Here is a 19206-nt window from a genome sequence, read left to right on the forward strand (position 1 = left end):
TCTGTACACGTGTGTTGGTTAAGGTGCCCTGGCTATCCCGAGCACTTCTGCGGTGGTTGGGTCTTAGCGGCCGATGTGCGGCCGGGTTTCTCTGGAGCGCGGGCGATGCGGCCGGGCCGGGATCCGGGGCCAAATCTCCGCATCAAGTCGGGCAAGCCGCCACAGTGCCGGCACGGCCGCTTCGAGCCGCTTCAGCTCGTCCTCCGGGAGACTGGCCAGGCGCATTCCCAGCAGTTCGTCCCTGGCTGCTGCTGTTTCGTTGAGCCGGTGCCGGCCTTCGGCGGTAATGGCAACCCGCACCTGCCGCCGGTCCTGCTCGGTGCCGGTCTTCGTGATGAGTCCACGGGCCTGGAGCCGCTGGAGGACTTCGGTCATAGATGACACGGCCAGCTCCTGGGCCCGGGCCAGTTCGGAGACGCTGAGGGATTCCTCGGCGGAGAGCTGGCTGAGTACCTGAGCCTGTGAAGTCGGCAGTGCCCGGCCTTTTCCTGCGCGGCGCACCACGTCACCGAGGATAGTCAGGGGAACGCGCAGGAAGCTGGCCAGATCGGCCGTGCTTCCTGCCTCCCCGGATACCTCCCCGGTAGTTCCTGCCGGATTCTGCCTCATGCCGCTGACCCCTTCTTGCCTGACTTCGTTGTGTTTGTTCTTGCCTTGGTTCGTGCCCCGAACCAGTTTTGGGGCACGGGCTGCCCAGCGTTGCCTGCCCGGTGGGCGATGCCGTTTCCGCGGCACCGCCCACCTGCTAGTCCTCTTCCGGGGCGATGATGACGTTGATGCCACCGAGGCTGTCGCACTGCTGGACCTGGCAGGACAGGCGCGAGGCCTCCGGGTTGTAGTGCTCCGCATCCTCGAGCAGTTCCAGTTCGTCCTCGCTGCGGTCAGCAAGCGATTCGAGTACGGGCTTTTCCAGGAAGACGTGGCAGGTGGCGCAGGAGACCGTCCCCCCGCACGATGCCAGGACGGGGAAGTCGTTGTCGCGGAGGGTCTCCATCAGCGACTGTTCCGGTTCCCATTCCACTTCGCGGGTTGCACCCTCGCGGTCGATGACATTGATCAGGGTCTTGCTCATGGCTGTTGATCCTTTCCTGTCCTCAGCGAGTCTCGTCGACGAGCTCGCGTACAGCGGTTGTCAGCTTGTTTGCCGGGTCGGCGGCAATCTCAGGGTCGATTTCTGCCCCGGAAGCCACCAGCTTCTTTCCTACGGTGAAGTCGGAGAGCGCTGCGATGGTATCGATTGCAGCGAGGCGTCCGTCACGGAGGTAGAGGACCGAAAAGCGCCCGTCCTTGGGATTGCCGCGGACGATGATGTCGTCTTCCGGAAGCCGCAACCCGGCAGTCTGGAGACGCACACCGTGTTGGACGGTCCAGAACCACGGAACCTCATGTTTGGTGTTCGTGAGGCCCATGATGCTGTTGGCCGCACTGACCGCCTGGGCGAGTGCACTCTGGATGCTCTCCAGCCGCCGGTTGATCCCCTGATCCTTGATGATCAGTCGGGTGACGTCGCCGATGGCGTAAACGTTGGGGTCTGAAGTCCGACTGTCGGCGTCCACGAGGATGCCGTCCTTCACATCGATGCCCGCCGCCTCCGCGAGCGCTTGGCGGGGCAGCACGCCGATGCCGGCCACCACTACGTCAGCGGCGTACGCGGACCCGTCTGCAGTCACGACCTCCTGGACCTTGCCATTGCCGCGGACTTCCGTCACTGCGGCGCCGAACACAAAGCGCGTGCCCTGTTCCTGGTGCAGTTGTTCAAAGTGCCGCGAAACCGGGGCTGAGGTGACCCTGCTCATGACGCGGTCCTGGAACTCGAGGACTGTTGTGGTGCACCCGAGCTTGGCTGCCGCGGCTGCTACCTCCAGTCCGATGTAACCGGCGCCGATGATCACGACATGCGCTCCGGGGCGCATTGCCCGACGGAGGGCCTGGGCGTCATCACGGGTCTTGAGGAGATGAATGCCGGGAAGCTCGGAGCCGGGGACTGTGAGGGCTCTGGCCTGTGAACCCGTGGCGATGATCAGTCGGAAGTAACCGAGGCTCGTGCCATCGGAGAGAGTGACCGACCTGGCACCCGCATCGATCCCGGTTACGGTTGCCCCGGTGATCCGTTCAATCCGCTTGTCTTCAAAGTACGATTCCTTGCGGAGCGCTGCGATCTCGTCGGAGGCTCCGGGCTTGAGGAATTCCTTTGAAAGCGGCGGCCGTTCGTACGTGGGACCGTCCTGCTCCTCAACGACGATAATGCGTCCGGCCCATTCAAGTTCGGCCAATCGGACTGCCGCCTGTACTCCCGCGTGGCCGGCTCCGATGATGACGATCGCTTCTTCAGACATCTCTTCACTTCCTTGTGACTGCCCCTGATTTCGGTCTTGTTGCCATGCTTGCAGTTATGATGTGGGCCACATCCACGACTTTCACTCAGTGAAAGTTTGGCGGTCTATTCGCTTGGTTTCGGCGAAATCCAAAGACCGGTTGCGCGGGCGCACACAAGGCCGCCTGCGATGATTTCACCTTCGGCAAACGTCTTGCGGCCTTCTATCCTGCTGACCCGCCCCACAATCCTCAGCTCCTCAAACAGCGGCACGGGCCGCTCGTACGTGACGGTGAGCTCGCGGGTAAAACTGATCCCCGGCGCCGCGTAACGCACTGAGTGCCACAGCACGTCATCGAGGAGAACGGCGCAGTAGCCGCCATGCAGGTGATTCCGGGGCCCTTGGTACTGCAGTGGCAGGGTGACGCGGAACTCGCTCTCGTCGCCATCATGATGGTGCATCAGCGGAGGTGCGAGTGGATTGCGGTGGCTGACCACCGGGTTGGTCGTGATCTGCACCCTGCCTTTGCGGTCAAAGCGGGGCGGGGTTTGAGGTTCCGCGCCTTCGAGCAGGGACGGGTTTGCGAGTACGGCCTGAAGCCTTTGGACCTCCGAAGCCAGGAACGTCCGTAGCTCTTCCCCGGTGTTCCCTAACAGTCCGGCCGCCAGTCGGCGGCAGGACTCCGCCGCGTATTCGGCCAGGGAGCTCTCCTGGGCCGTTTCGGGAATCGTCACCGTCTCGGTTTGCAACATCTCACTCAACACCCTTCTTGATTCAATGGTTTGACCAATGTATATCGTCAAATCAGGGAACGCCACCCTTTGGACGGCATATAAAGGTAAGACCGGAAAACCTATTGACCTTATTGCCGAAGACTGCCACGCTATCGAGCAGGCCTCAGCGACATGCCCGTCGTAGCCGGCGCTTACCTTCGGGGCCACCCACGCAAACGCCACCCCAGGGAGGGGATCCAATGCAGCGACCTGCGACGACACCGTTGTCCGACACAGCCCAAGCAACTGGAATCACAGTCACGAACCTGACCAAGACTTTCAACACAGACAGTGGACTGGTCACCGCTGTCGACAACGTGAGCCTGCATGTTCCGGAAGGATCGTTCTTCACGATCGTCGGGCCCAGCGGCTGCGGAAAGACAACGATTCTCCGCATGCTCGCCGGACTCGAAACGCCAACGTCCGGAACAATCAACGTCAGCACCGGATCGGACAAGCCGGTGACAAACTCCATGGTGTTCCAGGGAGACTCACTCTTCCCATGGATGAACGTCTGGGACAACGCCGCCTACGGGCTCAAGATGCGCAACGCAGCGAAGGCAACAATCCGGGAACAGGTGGGGCACTACCTGAACAAAACCGGCCTGACCAAGTTTGCCAAGGCCTATCCGCACCAGCTTTCCGGCGGCATGCGCCAGCGTGTTTCCATCGCGCGGGCCTTCGCCAACGATCCGGACGTGTTCTACATGGACGAGCCGTTTTCAGCACTGGACGAACAGAACAAAACCATCCTGCAGGAAGAACTGCTCCGCACCTGGGAAGAAAGCAGGAAAACGGTCGTCTTCATTACGCACAGCGTGGATGAGGCCGTCATCCTCGGTGACGAGGTCATGATCATGACAGCCCGTCCGGGCCGCGTTAAGAAGGTCATTGAAGTTCCCTTCGAGAGGCCCCGCAGCGTCCTCGAACTTCGCCGGCAGCCTGAATACGGCGAGATTGTCTACGACATCTGGGCATCGCTGAAGGACGAAGTTGTGGGAGCGGCCCTGTGAGCCTCAAGACGCCGCTTGCGGACGCTGCACGTTCCGCTGCAGCCAAGACCACTCCTGCTCCCCCGCCGCAGCCCGTCCGGCGCAGCCTCGTCAAGCGCATTGGCGCCGAACGCTTCGCTGCCGTCCTCGCCCCGTTGGGACTGCTGGTCCTGTGGGAGATCGCAACGAAGGCAGGGCTGCTGAATGTCCAGTTCTTCCCCGCCCCAACCACCATCGCGAAGGAATTCGCCCGCCTGATCGGTTCCGGACAACTGCTCGACACCACCATGGTCAGTATGGGCAGGCTCTCAATCGGTTTCATTATCGGCGCCGTCCCGGCCGTCATTGTCGGCATCATCATGGGACTCAGCCGCTGGGTCCGCACAATTGCAGAACCCCTCATTGCCGCAACATATCCGATACCCAAGACCGCTATCTTCCCGCTGCTGCTGATCATCTTCGGCCTGGGCGAATCCAGCAAGGTCGCCGTCGTCGCGATCGGGGTCTTCTTCCCGGTCGTGGTCAACACCGCGGCGGGCGTGATGGGCATCAACCAGATCCACCACGACGTGGGCAAGAACTTCAAGGCAAGCCGGCTGCAGGTTTTCAGGACCATCGCCGTCCCCGCCGCCACCCCCCTGATCATCGCCGGCATGAAGCTGGGCGTCGGCATGGCGCTCATGCTCATCGTCGTCGCGGAAATGCTCGGCGGAACAAGCGGCCTCGGCTTCATGATCTGGAACTCATGGTCCACGTTCCGAGTCGAAACGATGTATGTCGCCCTCATCCTTATCTCCGTCCTGGGCGTCGCCATGACCCTTCTGCTCACGGAAGTCGAACGGCTGCTCACACCGTGGAACCGTAAGAACTCCTAGCACTGCCCCAAATCCCGCTCATCCCACCTTCCGCGGCAATGAAGCCGCCGAAAGGACATCCCATGTTCAAAAACACCCGTATTCTGCCGGCCCGCAACCGGTTCCTTGTCCGGACAGCAGGCGCCGTCATGGGCATCACCGCACTGCTCGGCGTCGCCGCCTGCGGCGGCAACAGCAGCGCCAGCACCTCCAATGGAACTGCCGAGGTCTCAGTGGGCCACGCTGCGGGAATCTCCAACGCTCCGCTATATATCGGCATCGAAAAGGGCTACTTCAAGGAAGAAGGCCTGAACGTTAAATTGGTTGCCTTCAAGTCGGGCGGGGACATGGTCGCGCCCCTGGCTTCCGGCGCGCTCGACGCCGGCACGGCTGCGCCGGGGGCCGGGATCTTCAACGCCGTCGGCCGCGGCCTGGGTGTGCGGCTGGTGGCCGATACCGGCAAGCTCGTCCCCGGCAGCAAGTACTCGTCCCTCCTGGTACGCAAGTCGCTGGTGGACAGCAAGGAGTTCACGTCGGTCAAGGACCTCAAGGGCAAGCGCTTGGGCCTGTACGCGGACGGGACCTCCACAACGCTGTGGTTCGACCGCGCCCTTAAGGAAGGTGGCCTGGCGCGTGCCGATATCCAGGCCAACTTCCTCAGCGGCCCGGACCAGGCGGTGGCACTGGAGAACGGTTCCATCGATGCCGCAACCACGGCTGAACCTTTCGCCACGAAGGCCATCGAGAACGGCTCAGCGGTGCGGTTCGCCGTCGGAGCCGATTTCTACCCGGGCCTGCAACTCGGCGCCATGATGTACGGCACGGCTTTTACGGAGAAGAACCCCGCGGCGGCCCTTAGCTTCATGAAGGGCTGGCTCCGCAGCGTCAAGGACTACAACGCCGCATTGGTCGACGGACAGCTCGCGGGCACCAACGCGCAAGAAGTCATCGACATCATTGCCAAATACACGGAACTGGATCCTAAGCTCGTGGCCAAAGCCTATTCTCCGGAGATCAGCCCCACCGGTGAGATGAACCTGGCGGGCGTGGCGGAAGACCTCGAGACCTACCGGGCCCAAGGGCTGATCGAAAAGGCCGATCTGAAGGTCGAGGACATCATGGACACGTCCTTCAGCGAGAAGGCAGCCGCGGAGATGGCCGCAAAGTAGCAAGAGCAGCAACTGCACCTGTTCGATCCGCGCCGCGGTCGAAGGCGACAACCGCCTCCGGCCGCGGCGCAGTTCACGAAAGCGTGAGTTCACAATGCGAGCACTGAAATATCTCGGCACCGGCCATGTGGCCTGGGCTGAAGCAGAGAAGCCCACAGCCGGTCCCGGCCAGGTCCTCCTCAAAGTCTCCGCCGGCGGCATCTGTCATACGGACGTGGCTTTCCGCGCCCACCCCGGCCTGGCCATCCCGTCCGGGCTGACCCTAGGGCATGAAATCGCGGGCGTCGTCAGCGACGTCGGCCCTGGCGTGTCCGGCGGCCTGGAGCCGGGGACCTTCGCCGTGGTCCACACCGTCTGGTCGTGCGGAGTCTGCCGCCAGTGCGGATCCGGGCGCGAGAACGCCTGCCTAGGCACCGGCGGTCGGATGCGGCCTCCTCAGGGTCCCGGTACAAAGCACGACGGCGGGCTGGCCACTTACGTGACGGCCCCGGCAAGCGCCGTAATTCCGGCTCCCGGACTCGCGCCTGAACTCGCGGCGGTGCTTCCGGACGCCGCCCTCGTTCCCTACCATTCCATCAAGGAGTGCCTCGCGCTGCTCGGGCCGGGTTCCTCGGCAGCGGTGATAGGCCTCGGCGGCCTGGGCCAGTTCGCTGTCTCCATCCTGGGGGCCATCACGCCCGCCCGGCTCATCGCTTTGGACGTGCGGCAGGCCGCCCTGGACGCCCTCCGCTCAAGCGTGGACTTTGCCATCGATGCTTCCGCTCCCGACGCAGCCGGGCAAGTGCTTGACGCCGCCGGGGGGTTCGGCCCGGACTTCGTTCTGGACCTCGTGGGCAGCAGCGCCACGCTGAAGCTGGCGACATCGATGATTGCCCCGTACGGGGCCATTCGTGTACCCGGTCAGAGCGACGGCGTCCTGCAGTTCGAGACGAGGCGCACCACGACGTCGATTCCCCGCGGGGTGACCATCAACCGCCCGTACAGCGGCACCCGCCGTGAGCTGCACGACGTCGTCGCTCTCGCCCAAGCTGGCAGGATCGTCATCGATCTGAAGACGTACCCGTTCGAAAATGCACTGGACGCATTTGACGACCTCGAGGCGGGCCGCATTACCGGCCGCGCCGTGGTGGTAATGGAGTAGGCCGCCCGGACGGCTCTACCAGGCAGCGTCCCCGGCCGGCATTGCTTCCCGGACTGGAACCTGTACGTCATGGCCTTGAGACGCCAGATAGACCACGTGGCTGGCAGTCTCCCCCAGGGCCAGTCGAAGCACCGGTCCTTGCAGCGAGTGCCAGCCGCGGGACCAGGTCAGCAACCGCGCGATCTCCCAGATCGAATGTGCGCTGCCGCCAGCGAGGATTTTGACCACCTCCGCCGAACGGGCACGGTTGTCGGCCTGCAGCTGGTCTACCCGGCGGCGCATGCCGCTGAACCTGTACTCGTGGGCAGGGCACACTTCCATGTCGTCCTCGAACCCGATCAGGTTGAGCGACTCATAGTAGTCCTCCAGCGGATTGACGGGCCCCGAGATTTCGAAGGAAATGTTCGGGGTAATGCGGGGCAGGACGTGGTCGCCGCTGAAGATCAGGCCCCGTGCCTCGTCCACGAGGCAGATGTGGCCGGGTGTGTGGCCGGGTGTCGCGACGACGCGCAGGCGCAGTCCCGCGGCGGGCACCAGGGTGTCGCCGGCGAACCTGAGATCCGGCTCTGCCAGCCCTCGCGCAGTCAGGCGCTTCGGGTCTACGACAACTTCGTCGAGCCGGTTCTCGGGCACGCCCCAGAGCCTGAGCAGACTGCGGTCCTCAGCAATCCGCGCGGCATCGTCGCCGTCGGTGGGCACGCCGAGTGTTTCATGTTCGCCCAGTGCCACCCACGCGCCCGAGGCTTCCCGTACCCGGGCCGCCAGGCCCAAATGGTCGGCATGCCGGTGGGTGACGACGACGCCGGTCAGTTCCGAAAAACCCACGTCTGCCTGGGCCAGGCCGGCCGCGAGGTGCTGCCAGCCCACGTCGCTGGCCCAGCCCGGGTCCACGAGCACGGCATCGTCCGCCCCGAGCAGCAGGTAGCTGAGGGTGTACCGCATCGGATGGTTTGGGAAAGGGACCGGGATGGACCAGACACCCTTACGTACCTGCTCCACGGCCGGCAGGACTTTGTCCCGCCAGGCCGCCTTCTGGTCATGACCGGTCACTGTGATCGAGGCACCACTCACTGGCTGTCCTTTCGTTGTGCGTGCTGTAGGCCGGGACGCGGCCGCTGGGATGGCGTCACCCGCGTTCATTCAGATACCGAGTCCAGGTCAGCCACCGCTTCCCTGCACCTGATCCTGTTCTCCGCCGCGTGACCCCGACTGATGATGACGCCCGATGCGGCCAGTCCCAGCCCGGCAACAAGCCACGAAATTCTGTACGACGAAACCTGTGCCAGGACTCCAAACGCCAGCGGTCCGGCCGCAGCGCCAAGAGAAAGACCTACCTGCAAGGTGCCGGTCGAGGTCCCCACGGAGCTCAGGCGATCCCGCATCACTCCGTAGGTCAGCACCCCCGGCCAGGCCCAGCCCGCACCGTATGCAAACACCGCACCGGCCATCATCGCCCAGGGCTGACCTACGGCCAGCACCAGGAATCCGGCCGATCCGACCAGGAGAAACTGGCTAGCCAGGGAATAGGGGCTGTAGTGCGGCCGGCGATCGAGGAACGCGCCCGCTCCAATCCGGGATACCAGGCCCATGAGGGCAGCTCCGGCGAAGAGAACTCCGGCATGGCTCGGGCTGATTCCGGAGCTGACTGCAGAATCCACGAGGAAGATCCCCAGGCTGGTGGCGGAAGCCGCCGCCACTGCGCCGCCGGCGGTGAGGAATGCCATTGCCCTCCGTGAGGAAGGCGGATCAATGGCGACGGGCGCGGGGCGACCGGCTGGCTGTTTCGTTCTGTCTCCAAGTGCCCAGGCCGCGACGAGCAGGGCTAATACCGCCGCCAGGGCGAATGCCCATCGCCATCCAAACACTAGGGCCACTGCCGGCACGGCCAGGCCTCCGAGGAGGGAGGCGGTGGGGATGGAGGCCTGTTTCATCCCCATGGCGATGCCCAGGCGTCGAAAGGGGACGGATTCGGACAGGGCCATGTTGGAGGCAGGTTGCCCCAGGGCGTTGCCGGTTCCCGCCAGCCCGAGGCACAGTGCAAGCCAAAGGAAATTCGGCGCCGCCGCTATCCCGGCCAGGGCAAATGCTGAGGTCGAGGCAGCAAAGAGCATTCCGCGCTTGGGACCGATTCGCTGGACAAGACGGCCGCAAAAGGGCGCCAGGACTCCACCCGTTCCGAACATGATTGCGGCCCCGAGCCCTATGGCCGCAGGCGCCAGCGCTATGTCATGCCGCATTTGTACCACCAGCGAGCCCATGAGAAAGGTCGGTGACACGGTCACGGAAGTCAGGGCAACGGTCTTTACAACCGCCGTGGCGCCGGGCAATGACCGGGGCCGGCTGCTTGTCTTCATTGACAATCTCCGGTCCTATGTTGTGCCAATTGGTTTGACCAATGTATATCTGTCTTTTCAAGAACGTCAAGGGTCTTGACGGCTCCACGACCGGCTCCGTAGGATAATACGGTCATACCAATAGACATTTAGGGTTTAGCAGACGCAAGGGAGCGGCATGGCACCGGTATTCACTGAGGAACAAACCGAGCTGCGCCAGACGGTGCGGCGATTCTGCGAGGAGAAGTTCCCCGAACCAGCCGTTCGGCGTCTTGTCGATTCGGAGCTGGGCTTCGACCCCGCCGTGTGGCAGCAGATGGCCCAGCAACTCGGGCTGCAGTCCCTGGCCATCCCTGAGGAATTCGGCGGCGCCGGATTCTCACTGGCAGAGCAAGCCATCGTGATGGAAGAACTGGGCCGGTCACTGGCACCGACGCCGTTCCTTTCGACGGTAGTGCTTGCGGGCAACCTGATGCTGGCCACTGACGATGCGGCCGCCAAGGAGGAAATCCTCGAGGGCATCGCCGCCGGAGAGACTCGCGCGGCCGTAGCCTTCCTCGAACCATCGCAGCGCTGGGACGAAGAAGGCATTCAGTGCAGCGCTGATCGTTCCGGCGACGGTTGGGCATTGAGCGGGATCAAGACCAACGTGATTGACGGCCAAACGGCCGACCTCCTGCTGGTTCTGGCACGCACGCCGCTGGGAGTCTCCGTGTTCCGCGTGGACGCCCACGGCACAGGGGTTCGCGCCGATGGCGTCGACACACTGGACCTGACCCGCCGCCAGGCCATCGTGGTGTTGGACAAGGCGCCCGCCCAACTGGTCGGTACCGAGGGTGCTGGCTGGGCGGCGGTGGCGCAGATGCTCCGGGCCGCCTCAGTGGCCCTCGCTTCGGAGAACGCCGGTGGAGCGCTGAAGCTCCTCGAACTGGCGGCTGAGTACGCACGCACCCGGGAGCAGTTCGGCAAAGTGATCGGCGGCTACCAGGCGATCAAGCAGAAGCTGGCGGACGTGCTGATGGATGTGGAGCTCGCCCGGGCGGCTGCCCACCGCGTGGCTCGGGCGGCGTCGGAACAGGACCCTGCGCTTCCTGCCGAAGCTGCGATGGCTCATGCCCTGACAGCTGAGACCTTCGTCAAGGCTGGCTACGACGCCATCCAGGTTCACGGCGGCATCGGGTTCACCTGGGAACATCCGGCCCACCTCTACTTCCGCCGGGCCAAGAGCAATGAACTGCTGTTCGGCACCCCCGACCACCATCGCGAGCTTGCGGCCCGACACCTCGGTATCTAAGCCAGAACAATACGAAGAAGGCGCCCCGGGAACGGGGCGCCTTCTTCGTCATCTGGCTGACGGCCAACTTGTGAGCCCGATGTGGGTAGTGCAGTGTCGCGGTGAGGCACCGTTTTCGTTGCGATTGGTGGCAGTCCGTGTGACTGCCCGGTGCCCCACCGACGTTAGGCCGCCGGCCAGCCTGTCATCCGTTGGACAGGCTGGCTGAACACGGTCGGGACTGAGAAGTTGAAGACTCCGGTGTCGAACTGGTTGTAGCCCTCATAGTCGACCAGGTCATAGAGGCGTGCCCGCGTCAGCATCTCGGGAACGCTTGCCTCCTGGGTGCCCGATTTCCGGATTGTCTTCGAGTAGAGCATGAGTTTCCTTTCGGGGCTAGCGCACCATTCCTAGCCCGCCATTGACTGAAATTGTTTGTCCCGTGATGAACCGGGAGCCGTCCCCGGCGAGGAAGACCATTACCGGGGCAAGGTCCCGGTCGGGATCGCCGAGGGCACCGCCGAGCGGCGTCTTCGCGTACACGCTGCCGCGTCCCTCCGCCTGACCGGACTCGGTCATCGGTGTTTTCATGGCCGGGACAACGGTGTTCACCCGGACGCCGTGGGCGGCGAATTCGAGGGCCACGGTCCGGGTCCAGGCGTGGACGCCGCCTTTGGTTGCCGAGTATCCGCCCAGGCCACGGATCGCGGTCATGCCGGAGTCGGAACCGAAGTTGATTATGGCACCGGAGCCGGCCGGCTTCATGGCCAGAAAGGCCGCCTGATTCGTATAGAACGTCCCGCGGAGGTTGATGTTCAGGAGGAAATCGAAGTCTTCTTCGGTCAGGTCCTCCGCCGGCTTCGCGCGCTGCACCCCGGCCACATTCACCAGGACATCGAGGCCGCCCATGCGCCGCGCGGCCCCCGACACGGCGTCAAAGACCTGTGCCCTGTCGGAGACATCGGCGGCCAGGAAGGAGACGTCGCCGCCGGTCTCCTGGGCGATTCGCTCCGCGGCTGCTGTCCCCTGCTGCGCCTGAAGGTCCATGGCAACGACTGTCGCGCCTTCCCGGGCAAACGCCCTGACACTGGAGGCGCCCATTCCCTGGGCGCCTCCGGTCACAATGATGCGTTTGCCCTGCAGTTGCCCGCCGCCGGTCCCTCTCATGCGTCCGTGTTTCTGATCAGCGTGGGATCTGGTGTCGGGCATGAGGTTCCTTCCGTGGCGGCCATATGGCCGATCAGCAGTTCAGCGAGGCGGCCAGGTTCCGTCCGGTGGCCGAGGTGATTCGCGCCGCCGATCGTCGCCAGCCTTCCCTGCGGGGCACGCCGGGCAAGTTCCTGCGTTGCCCGCTCGTGCCTGCTGTCCGTGGCGGTTCCATAGACGGCCAAAACGGGAACTTCGATCGCCTCCGGCAGAAAGGCGGGGCCGCCGTCGCGTGCGTCCCCAAGCTCAGCGGCCCACGCCGGACCGTGCCGCAGAAAACCCTCGCGCCTGTCGTCGTCGAGCGCTTCCCAGCGGGCGTCCCCGAGGTGCCGCCTCAGGAACTCCTCAGCGGCAGCGCGGACCTCGGCGTCATCGGAGGCGTTTTCCGGAAGCACGAGCGGCGGCCACCACGATTCCCATGGCATTGGCGCCTCGTAAACGAGGATGCCCCGCACCAGGTGCGGTGCCCTTTCGGCCGCTGCCAAGGCGATCACCCCGCCCAGGCTGTGCGCCAGCACCATGGAGCGGTGGCCGTCCAGCAGTGCCAGCAGGTCGCCGACATGGTCGGCAAGGCGTGCCGGCGACTGCTCAGCGAGACGCGATTCACCGTACCCCCGGCGGTCGTACGAGACCACGTCGAGTCCCCCCAGGTGCCCGATCAGCCGGGAAAAACTGGCTCCCGTATCCATGGCGCCGTGGACCAGGACGACCCGCGGAGTATCAGAGGCATTCTTCGGTCCGCTTATCTCGCGGACGGCGAGCCCGGACATGTCAGCACTGGTCGTATTCATGCTCTCCCCTAATCCCGCGGAAGTCCGAGGACCTTCTCCGCGAGTGAGTTCCGGACGATCTCGTCCGTACCTGCGAAGATATGCACCCCCGGTTCGCCGAGGACCAGGGAGTTCCAGGAGAAAGTTCCCCATTCCCCGCCGTCCGCTGTGAGCCTGGACCCCAGGACCTGACCTGCGAACTGCGAGGCGCGGCGAAGGTTGAAGCTCAGCGCGAGCTTGCTCACCAGCGGTGTCGGATCTGACTTATAGCCGGTCGCTCCGGCTCGGTCGGTGCCATTCCGGGTGAGCTGCTTGGTGGCCCAGAAGCCCGTTATGGTTTTGACCAGGGCCTGGCGCACCAGCGGATCCTCCGCCTGGTCCATCGCCCGGACCAGGGCGATGAGGCGGCTGCCGTTGGCCAGGCCGGAGCCGGAGCGGCTCAGGCCGGCGCCGATTCCGGCGCGCTCCCGCGCCAGGATCTCGCCGGTCACGTCCCAGCCCTGGCCCACCTCGCCAAGCAGATAGGAATCCGGCACAAAGGCGTCGTCCAGGTAGACCTCGTTGAACGCCGCTCCCCCGGTCATCTGGCGGAGCGGCACAACCTTGACGCCTGGCTGGTGCATGTCCAGGACAAAGGCGGAGAAGGCCCGTTTTCCGGGCTCGTTAGACGTGCGGCAGAAGATGACGCCAATGTCAGCGAGGTGGGCATCTGAGGTCCACACCTTTTGCCCGCTCAAGAGCCAGCCGCCTTCGGTCCGTGTGGCGCGGGTTCGGACGGAGAACAGGTCGGATCCCGCGTCTGGTTCGCTGAACAGTTCGCAGGCCACCAACTCGCCCCGCTGGAGGGCCCTGGGGATGCTTTCCTTGACTTCCGTCGTTCCTCGGCTGAGCAGTACGGGGCCAAGGACGTGATCGAGCTTGAAATATGTTTCGCTGGGCGTCTGGTATTTCGCTTCCAGCCGCTGATACGCGCGGACGTAGGCGCGCGGCAGGCTCCGGCCACCGGACTCCGTGGGTCCGTCCAGCCAGCCGAAGCCGGCATCGAAGCGCTTGTGACGCCATTCGCGTGCTTCAGTGAGGCGTACTCGTTCCTCTGCCGAGTCCGGTTCCTCCCACAGCTTGACGCCGGTGTCCTCGCCGACACCCCACTGGAATGCAGTGCGGGCCGGACTTGGCTCGGCGTTGGCATCCAAGAATGCGGTTGCCCGGGCCACGAACTCCTCGAGACTCTCCGGGCTCTCGCCGGCCTGTGGCTTTGTGGTCTCGCTCATGTAGGCAGTCTCCACCATGTTCATCCCTCCTGGGTATCAGTTGCGGGTAAGCGGCTCGGCCAGGCCGAGCCGCTCAAAAATTTGGGCCGTATGTTCTCCCGGCCGGGGCCGCGGCTTCGCGGACGACGGCGTGCGGCTAAATCGCGGGGTGGGGGCCGGTTCCGGAAAACCATCGACGGTAATGAAGGCATCCCGGGTGCGGTGCAATGCGGCGTCCGGCGCTTCGGCCGGTGAGAGGACCGGTGCGAAGCAGGCCTCCACGCCGTCGAAGACGTCTTCCCATTCCGCACGGGTCCGCGTGCGGACCTTCGCGGCGATCAGGTCATGGCGCCGGGGCCAGGCCTTCCGGTCGTTTTGCGGATTCATGTCCCGGGGATCCAGCTCCAGTGTGCTGACCAGCGCCTCGTAGAATTTCCGTTCGATCGCACCGAACGAAATGAAGCGCCCGTCAGCCGTTTCGTAGACGTCATAATAGGGCGCCCCCGTGTCGAAGAGGTTGGACGCGCGTTCGTCCTTCCATTGCCCCAGGGACTTCATGTGGTGGACCACTGACATGAGCATGGACGCGCCGTCCACGCAGGAAGCGTCCACCACCTGTCCCTGGCCGGAGCGGGAGCGTTCAAAGAGTGCTGACAGGATGCCCACCGCCAAGAACATGCTGCCGCCGCCGAAGTCGCCCACCAGGGTAAGTGGGACTACGGGTGGCTGCCCTGCCCTGCCAATTGGTTCGAGCGCGCCTGCCTGGGCGATGTAATTGATGTCGTGGCCGGCAGCCGCGGACAGCGGGCCCTCCTGGCCCCAACCGGTCATTCGCGCATAAACCAGGCCGGGGTTCTCCGTCATCAGATCCTCGGGCCCTAGGCCGAGCCGCTCCATCACGCCAGGGCGGAAACTCTCCACCACGACGTCCGCCTGACGGGCAATGGCAGCGGCAAGCCGTTTGCCCTCCTCGTCCTTCAGGTCAGCGACGACCGAGGTCCGGCCCCGGCCGAACGTGTCACGGGCAGTGGCCTGCTCAAGGTATTCAGCCGGCTGAGGCCGTTCAATCCGAATCACTTCCGCACCCATGTCCGCAAGCAGCATGCAGCAGAAGGGCGCCGGGCCAAGCCCGGCGAATTCCACGACCTTCAGTCCCTCAAGTACTCCAGTCATCAGTTCCGTCCCGTTCGCCGCGCCCTAGGACGCGGTGTCGTCGAGGTCCCCGGCCCCGCGCTCAAGCCACTCCGCTTTGAGAAGCTTCTTGTCCAGTTTTCCGATCGCGGTCATGGGGAGCTTGTCGCTGCGAACCCACCAGCGCTCGGGGATCTCGAACCTCCCGAGGTACTCGTGGCAGAGCGCCAGTAAGCTGTCGTGGTTGAAAATCGCTCCCGGGGCCAGCACCACCACGGCGCCGACGATCTCGCCCAGATCCGCGTCAGGCAGGGCGATCACTCCTGCGTCTGCCAGGTCGGGGTGACGCTGCAAGGTGTTTTCGATGTGGGCTGCAGCGATGTTCTCACCGCCGCGGATGATGATCTCCTTGGCCCGGCCGGTGACATACAGATAGCCCTCATCATCGATCCGGCCCAGGTCTCCGGTGGCTACCCATCCTTCAGCGTCGGCAACGGGACCCTCTCCGACGATTTCCAGGGGAACGTTGGGGGTGCGTCCGTGGATTTCGCCGATGCCGTCGGTACCCGCACCCACGATTTTGATGTCGACGACGGGGAGGGGTTTGCCCACGCGGCCAGGATGGCCGTTGATCTCCTTGCCGGCGGCCGCGGCCAGCAGGCCCCCGGTTTCGGTGAGGCCGTAGAGGCTGCCCACGCGCTTACTCACCTTCGGGAAGGTGGCCCCGATGCGGGCGCGCAACTCATCGGGGACGGCGGCACCCCCCAGCGGAATGGAACCAAGAGTGGACACATCCCGTGATGCAAGGTCCGGATGGTCAAGGACACGGGAGACCATGGTGGGGATGGCGCCCCAGGATGTCACTTTCTCCGCTTCGATGAGCCGCAATACCTCGGCCGGATCGAACTTTCCGTTCAACATGACGAGCTTTCCGCCCTGCAGGATGGTTCCGCAGCTTACCTGGACCCCGGCGAGATGGAACAGTGGCACGGTCTGCAGGCTGGCCGTCCCGGGGCGGGAATCGTCCAGCTCCGTGGGAAGGCGCCTGGTCATGCTCAGCAGATTCTGCAGGTTGCCGCACACCGAACGCTGGGAAACGAGGATTCCCTTGGGGATTCCGGACGTGCCGGAGCTGAACATGATCAGTGCCGGGTCGTCTTCGTCCACGTCGGCCAGCCGAAGCACGGCAGGCTCGCCGGCATCCACTATCTGCCGGATCTCGGCGACAGACACTCGTGAGACCTGGTGCATTTCAACATCGGATATCGCGAGTTTCGGCTGCACCCTGCCCAGAATCACCTCGAGTTCGTGGGCACCCCACCAGGGGTTGCCCAAAACTGCCACTGCCCCGAGGCTTTGGATTGCCCAGAAGCTCACGAACCATTCGATGCTGTTAAATCCCAGGAGGAGGACACGATCTCCCGGCGCAATCCCGTAGGCAGCCAGGCGGTTCGAAACCGCCGCTACTGCCAGTTCGTGGTCCTTGTAACTGAGGCGGCGGTCCCCCTGAACGAGGAATTCCCGCTCACCCCAGCGGCGGGCGTCCAACAGCAGTTCACCAACGGAGCGTGGCCGGTCCTTGTACACGCGGACAGGGTAGCCGTTGACGGTTGCCTCGATAATGTCCCGGCCCCAGCGGACCGGGGTGGGCTGCTCAGTAGTCAGCTCTGCGCTCGTGGTCAATTCGGGCTCCTTCTTGCTTTCTGGCTGTAGTTGCTGCATCTCCGCAGCTAGGCAGTTTGGCGGGTGAATGTGCTGTTGATGATCCCTGCGGCCCTCAGGCTTTGGATCTCCTCAGGATTCAGCCCCGCTTCGGACAAAATTTCTTCGGTGTGCTCGCCGAGGCCGGGCGCGTAGCCGCGAGGGCCGGTGCCTGCCTTCTGGAAGCGGATCGGGTTGTTGGGCACCTTGTAGGCGCCGAAACGCGGGTGCTCCAGTTCCACCACGGACTGGTTGTGCACAACCTGCGGGTCTTCGAGTGCTTCCTCCATGCGGTGGATGGGACTGCAGGGGATCCCGGCCTGTTCCAGTTTCTGAAGCCAGAAGTCGGCAGGCTGTGTCGAGAAAAGATCCTGCAGCCTGCCGCAGAGCTCCTCGCGGTGGGCGATGCGGTCCGTATTGGTGGCGAACCGGGGATCGCTGAAGTCATCGAACTCGGCGAGGAACGGCACAAGCTCAATCCAGAACCGGTCATTGAGGCAGGCCAGGATGAAGTACTTGTCATCCGACCCCAGGAAGGGCTGGTAAGGCACCAGCTGCGGGTGTCCGCCGCCCTGGGGGCGGAAGGCTACGCGTGTCTTGTCGTAGGCGGTGATGTAGTTGGCGAAAGCGGCCACTTGGCCGTCCAGGAGGTTGATGCTGATCTTGTCGCCCTGGCCGGTTTGGTCCCGCTGGCGCAATGCTGCGCAGACGCCGAAGCCGAGGAAGAACGAACCCACGAAGTCAGCAATTGGTACACCGACCTTGACAGGGCCGCCACCCACTTCGCCGGTCACGCCCATCATTCCGCTCAAGGCCTGGGCGAGGATGTCCATGCCGGGCTGATGCGAACGTGGGCCCTCTTCACCGAATGCGGTGATCGATGCGTAGACCATGCGGGGGTTTACCTTGCTGAGCGTCGCGTAATCTATCCCCATCCGCTCCACGGCGTCCGGCCGGAAGGCGACGACGAAAACGTCCGCTTCCCTGATCAGGCGCATCAAAACCTCGTAGCCTGCCGGGTCCTTGAGGTTCAGGGCAATGGAGCGCTTGCTGCGGTTGACACCGTAGAAGTACGCGCTCTCGCCCGGGGCGTAGGCATTGTCCACATAACGGAAGCTGTCTCCCTGTAGAGGCTCCACCTTGATGACGTCAGCGCCAAGATCGCCCAGCATGGACGTGCCGTACGGGCCGGCGCCAATCTGGGATAGGTCAACGATTTTGACCCCGCTGAGCGGGAGGATCTCGCCTGCGGACGTCTCGCTGGAACCTGCTGTCGTTGTCATGCCAACCCCTCTACATACCTGCTTCATTGCTATCGGTCTAACCATTTGACTATGGCGCAGACCCGGTTGTCAATGGTCGCCGGAGCTGCAGGCACTAGATTCCAAATGGTTTGACCTTCCAAATTCTCAAAGATTGGCTTACTGTGAGACCTACCACGCAGCACGGCGCAGATCGTGCCTGCCCCGACCGACAATGCTTCGGCCGAGAAGATAGGGAGGCCCATCAGTGCCATATGCCACCGACTCCGAGTACGTCACGATTGAAGGCTTGCGGGCCTACGTCGCCACGCCCAGGCCTGAAGGCGGCAACGCGCAAAAGACAGGAATGCTCCTGCTGCCAATGATTACGGGCATAGGCGCCCAGGTCCGGGAGTTTGCCGACATGATCGCCGCCCAGACAGGCGCCGTTGCCTTGAGCTGGGATCCGTGGCACGGCGTGAGTTCAGACGACGCTGACTTCGACGTCCTCCACGGCCTGCTTGACGAACTCAAGGACGAAACTGCCATCGCCGAACAGCAGACGCTGCTCACCCACATGCGCGAGGACTTGGGCCTCGAGCGGATCGGCGTCATCGGCTGGTGCCTTGGCGGCCGCTTTGCCTTCATCCTGGGCGGACTGGATCACAACCTGGTCAACGTCCTCGCATTCCACCCCACAGTTCCCGGTGAACCCGCGCCGACGCACACCTACGATGTGGTGGATCTTGCCGCTGCCATGCAGGCGCCGGCCTTCATGGCCTACCCGGGCAAGGATTCAATCGTTCCGCGCGAGAACTTCCTGCGGCTGCAGGAGGCTCTGCAGAACCGGACCGACTCGCCCAGCATCATCCATCTCTATCCGCAGGCCAAGCACGGCTTCAGCGACAAGAGGCGTCACAACGAGGAAGTCAACGCCACTGCGTTCCAGCTCTCCTGGCCCCAGGCACTGGCCTTCATCTCCGCAACAACAGCCTCAGCGACCACAGCGCCCTAAGGGCGCTCCAACATGCCTGCCCCTACGGCGGGCCCGATCCGG

Annotated in this window: 19 protein-coding genes; 6 read left to right on the forward strand and 13 right to left on the reverse strand. The window is 64.1% G+C overall.

Annotated elements, in window-relative coordinates:
- Nucleotides 1-63 precede the first annotated feature (63 nt).
- The 4 genes from J7I92_RS22000 to J7I92_RS22015 all read right to left on the reverse strand — a co-directional run bounded on the left by J7I92_RS22000 (nt 64) and on the right by J7I92_RS22015 (nt 3067).
- Nucleotides 64-609: a MarR family winged helix-turn-helix transcriptional regulator gene (locus J7I92_RS22000; protein WP_214843962.1), complete on the reverse strand. Its 546-nt coding sequence runs from the start codon at nt 607-609 to the stop codon at nt 64-66.
- Nucleotides 610-745: 136 nt separating this feature from the next.
- Nucleotides 746-1072 (reverse strand): 2Fe-2S iron-sulfur cluster-binding protein, encoded by a 327-nt coding sequence (locus J7I92_RS22005; protein WP_214843963.1) that lies wholly within the window; start codon nt 1070-1072, stop codon nt 746-748.
- 22 nt (nt 1073-1094) lie between these two features.
- Nucleotides 1095-2336, reverse strand: a complete 1242-nt coding sequence (locus J7I92_RS22010; RefSeq protein ID WP_214843964.1) for an NAD(P)/FAD-dependent oxidoreductase — start codon at nt 2334-2336, stop codon at nt 1095-1097.
- A gap of 104 nt (nt 2337-2440) precedes the next feature.
- Nucleotides 2441-3067 carry a PaaI family thioesterase gene (locus J7I92_RS22015; RefSeq protein ID WP_214843965.1) on the reverse strand — a complete coding sequence of 209 codons (627 nt, stop codon included), beginning with the start codon at nt 3065-3067 and terminating at the stop codon, nt 2441-2443.
- 221 nt (nt 3068-3288) lie between these two features.
- On the opposite strand from J7I92_RS22015, the gene J7I92_RS22020 reads away from it, so the two are divergent.
- The 4 genes from J7I92_RS22020 to J7I92_RS22035 all read left to right on the forward strand — a co-directional run bounded on the left by J7I92_RS22020 (nt 3289) and on the right by J7I92_RS22035 (nt 7244).
- Complete coding sequence (locus J7I92_RS22020; protein WP_214843966.1) at nt 3289-4101, forward strand: ABC transporter ATP-binding protein; 813 nt, start codon at nt 3289-3291, stop codon at nt 4099-4101.
- Nucleotides 4098-4955, forward strand: a complete 858-nt coding sequence (locus tag J7I92_RS24080) for an ABC transporter permease (protein WP_214843968.1) — start codon at nt 4098-4100, stop codon at nt 4953-4955. Before J7I92_RS22020 ends, J7I92_RS24080 begins: the two co-directional genes overlap by 4 nt.
- 62 nt (nt 4956-5017) lie before the next feature.
- On the forward strand, nt 5018-6103 hold the full coding sequence (locus tag J7I92_RS22030) for an ABC transporter substrate-binding protein (protein ID WP_214843970.1): 1086 nt from the start codon (nt 5018-5020) through the stop codon (nt 6101-6103).
- Nucleotides 6104-6197: 94 nt separating this feature from the next.
- Complete coding sequence (locus J7I92_RS22035) at nt 6198-7244, forward strand: alcohol dehydrogenase catalytic domain-containing protein (RefSeq protein WP_214843972.1); 1047 nt, start codon at nt 6198-6200, stop codon at nt 7242-7244.
- A gap of 15 nt (nt 7245-7259) precedes the next feature.
- On the opposite strand, the gene J7I92_RS22040 is transcribed toward J7I92_RS22035, so the two are convergent.
- The gene (locus J7I92_RS22040; RefSeq protein ID WP_214843974.1) at nt 7260-8315 is read right to left on the reverse strand and encodes an MBL fold metallo-hydrolase; all 1056 of its coding nucleotides are present in this window, start codon (nt 8313-8315) and stop codon (nt 7260-7262) included.
- Nucleotides 8316-8380: 65 nt separating this feature from the next.
- A complete protein-coding gene (locus J7I92_RS22045; protein WP_214843977.1) occupies nt 8381-9598 on the reverse strand; it encodes an MFS transporter in 1218 nt (405 codons plus the stop codon).
- A gap of 157 nt (nt 9599-9755) precedes the next feature.
- Between J7I92_RS22045 and J7I92_RS22050 the strand changes: the two genes are divergently transcribed.
- Nucleotides 9756-10871: an acyl-CoA dehydrogenase family protein gene (locus J7I92_RS22050; protein WP_214843979.1), complete on the forward strand. Its 1116-nt coding sequence runs from the start codon at nt 9756-9758 to the stop codon at nt 10869-10871.
- Between the two features lie 164 nt (nt 10872-11035).
- Here J7I92_RS22050 and J7I92_RS22055 read toward each other — a convergent pair whose 3' ends face one another.
- From J7I92_RS22055 to J7I92_RS22085, 7 genes are read right to left on the reverse strand one after another with little or no spacing between them, the layout of a single operon-like run.
- Nucleotides 11036-11230, reverse strand: coding sequence for a hypothetical protein (locus J7I92_RS22055; RefSeq protein ID WP_396020444.1), 195 nt, complete (start codon nt 11228-11230; stop codon nt 11036-11038).
- A gap of 16 nt (nt 11231-11246) precedes the next feature.
- A complete protein-coding gene (locus J7I92_RS22060) occupies nt 11247-12017 on the reverse strand; it encodes an SDR family NAD(P)-dependent oxidoreductase (RefSeq protein WP_214843981.1) in 771 nt (256 codons plus the stop codon).
- Complete coding sequence (locus J7I92_RS22065) at nt 12014-12847, reverse strand: alpha/beta fold hydrolase (protein ID WP_214843983.1); 834 nt, start codon at nt 12845-12847, stop codon at nt 12014-12016. Before J7I92_RS22065 ends, J7I92_RS22060 begins: the two co-directional genes overlap by 4 nt.
- 8 nt (nt 12848-12855) lie before the next feature.
- A complete protein-coding gene (locus tag J7I92_RS22070; RefSeq protein ID WP_214843985.1) occupies nt 12856-14097 on the reverse strand; it encodes an acyl-CoA dehydrogenase family protein in 1242 nt (413 codons plus the stop codon).
- 36 nt (nt 14098-14133) lie between these two features.
- Nucleotides 14134-15249: a CaiB/BaiF CoA-transferase family protein gene (locus tag J7I92_RS22075; RefSeq protein WP_214843987.1), complete on the reverse strand. Its 1116-nt coding sequence runs from the start codon at nt 15247-15249 to the stop codon at nt 14134-14136.
- Between the two features lie 24 nt (nt 15250-15273).
- On the reverse strand, nt 15274-16890 hold the full coding sequence (locus J7I92_RS22080) for a class I adenylate-forming enzyme family protein (protein WP_214843989.1): 1617 nt from the start codon (nt 16888-16890) through the stop codon (nt 15274-15276).
- A gap of 47 nt (nt 16891-16937) precedes the next feature.
- The gene (locus J7I92_RS22085) at nt 16938-18191 is read right to left on the reverse strand and encodes a CaiB/BaiF CoA-transferase family protein (RefSeq protein ID WP_214843991.1); all 1254 of its coding nucleotides are present in this window, start codon (nt 18189-18191) and stop codon (nt 16938-16940) included.
- Between the two features lie 226 nt (nt 18192-18417).
- Here J7I92_RS22085 and J7I92_RS22090 point away from each other — a divergent pair, with 226 nt between their 5' ends.
- Nucleotides 18418-19164 (forward strand): dienelactone hydrolase family protein, encoded by a 747-nt coding sequence (locus J7I92_RS22090; protein ID WP_214843993.1) that lies wholly within the window; start codon nt 18418-18420, stop codon nt 19162-19164.
- The last annotated feature ends 42 nt before the right edge of the window (nt 19165-19206 follow it).

Origin of the sequence: Arthrobacter sp. ISL-72 (assembly GCF_018613755.1) — a bacterium.
Lineage (GTDB): Bacteria > Actinomycetota > Actinomycetes > Actinomycetales > Micrococcaceae > Arthrobacter.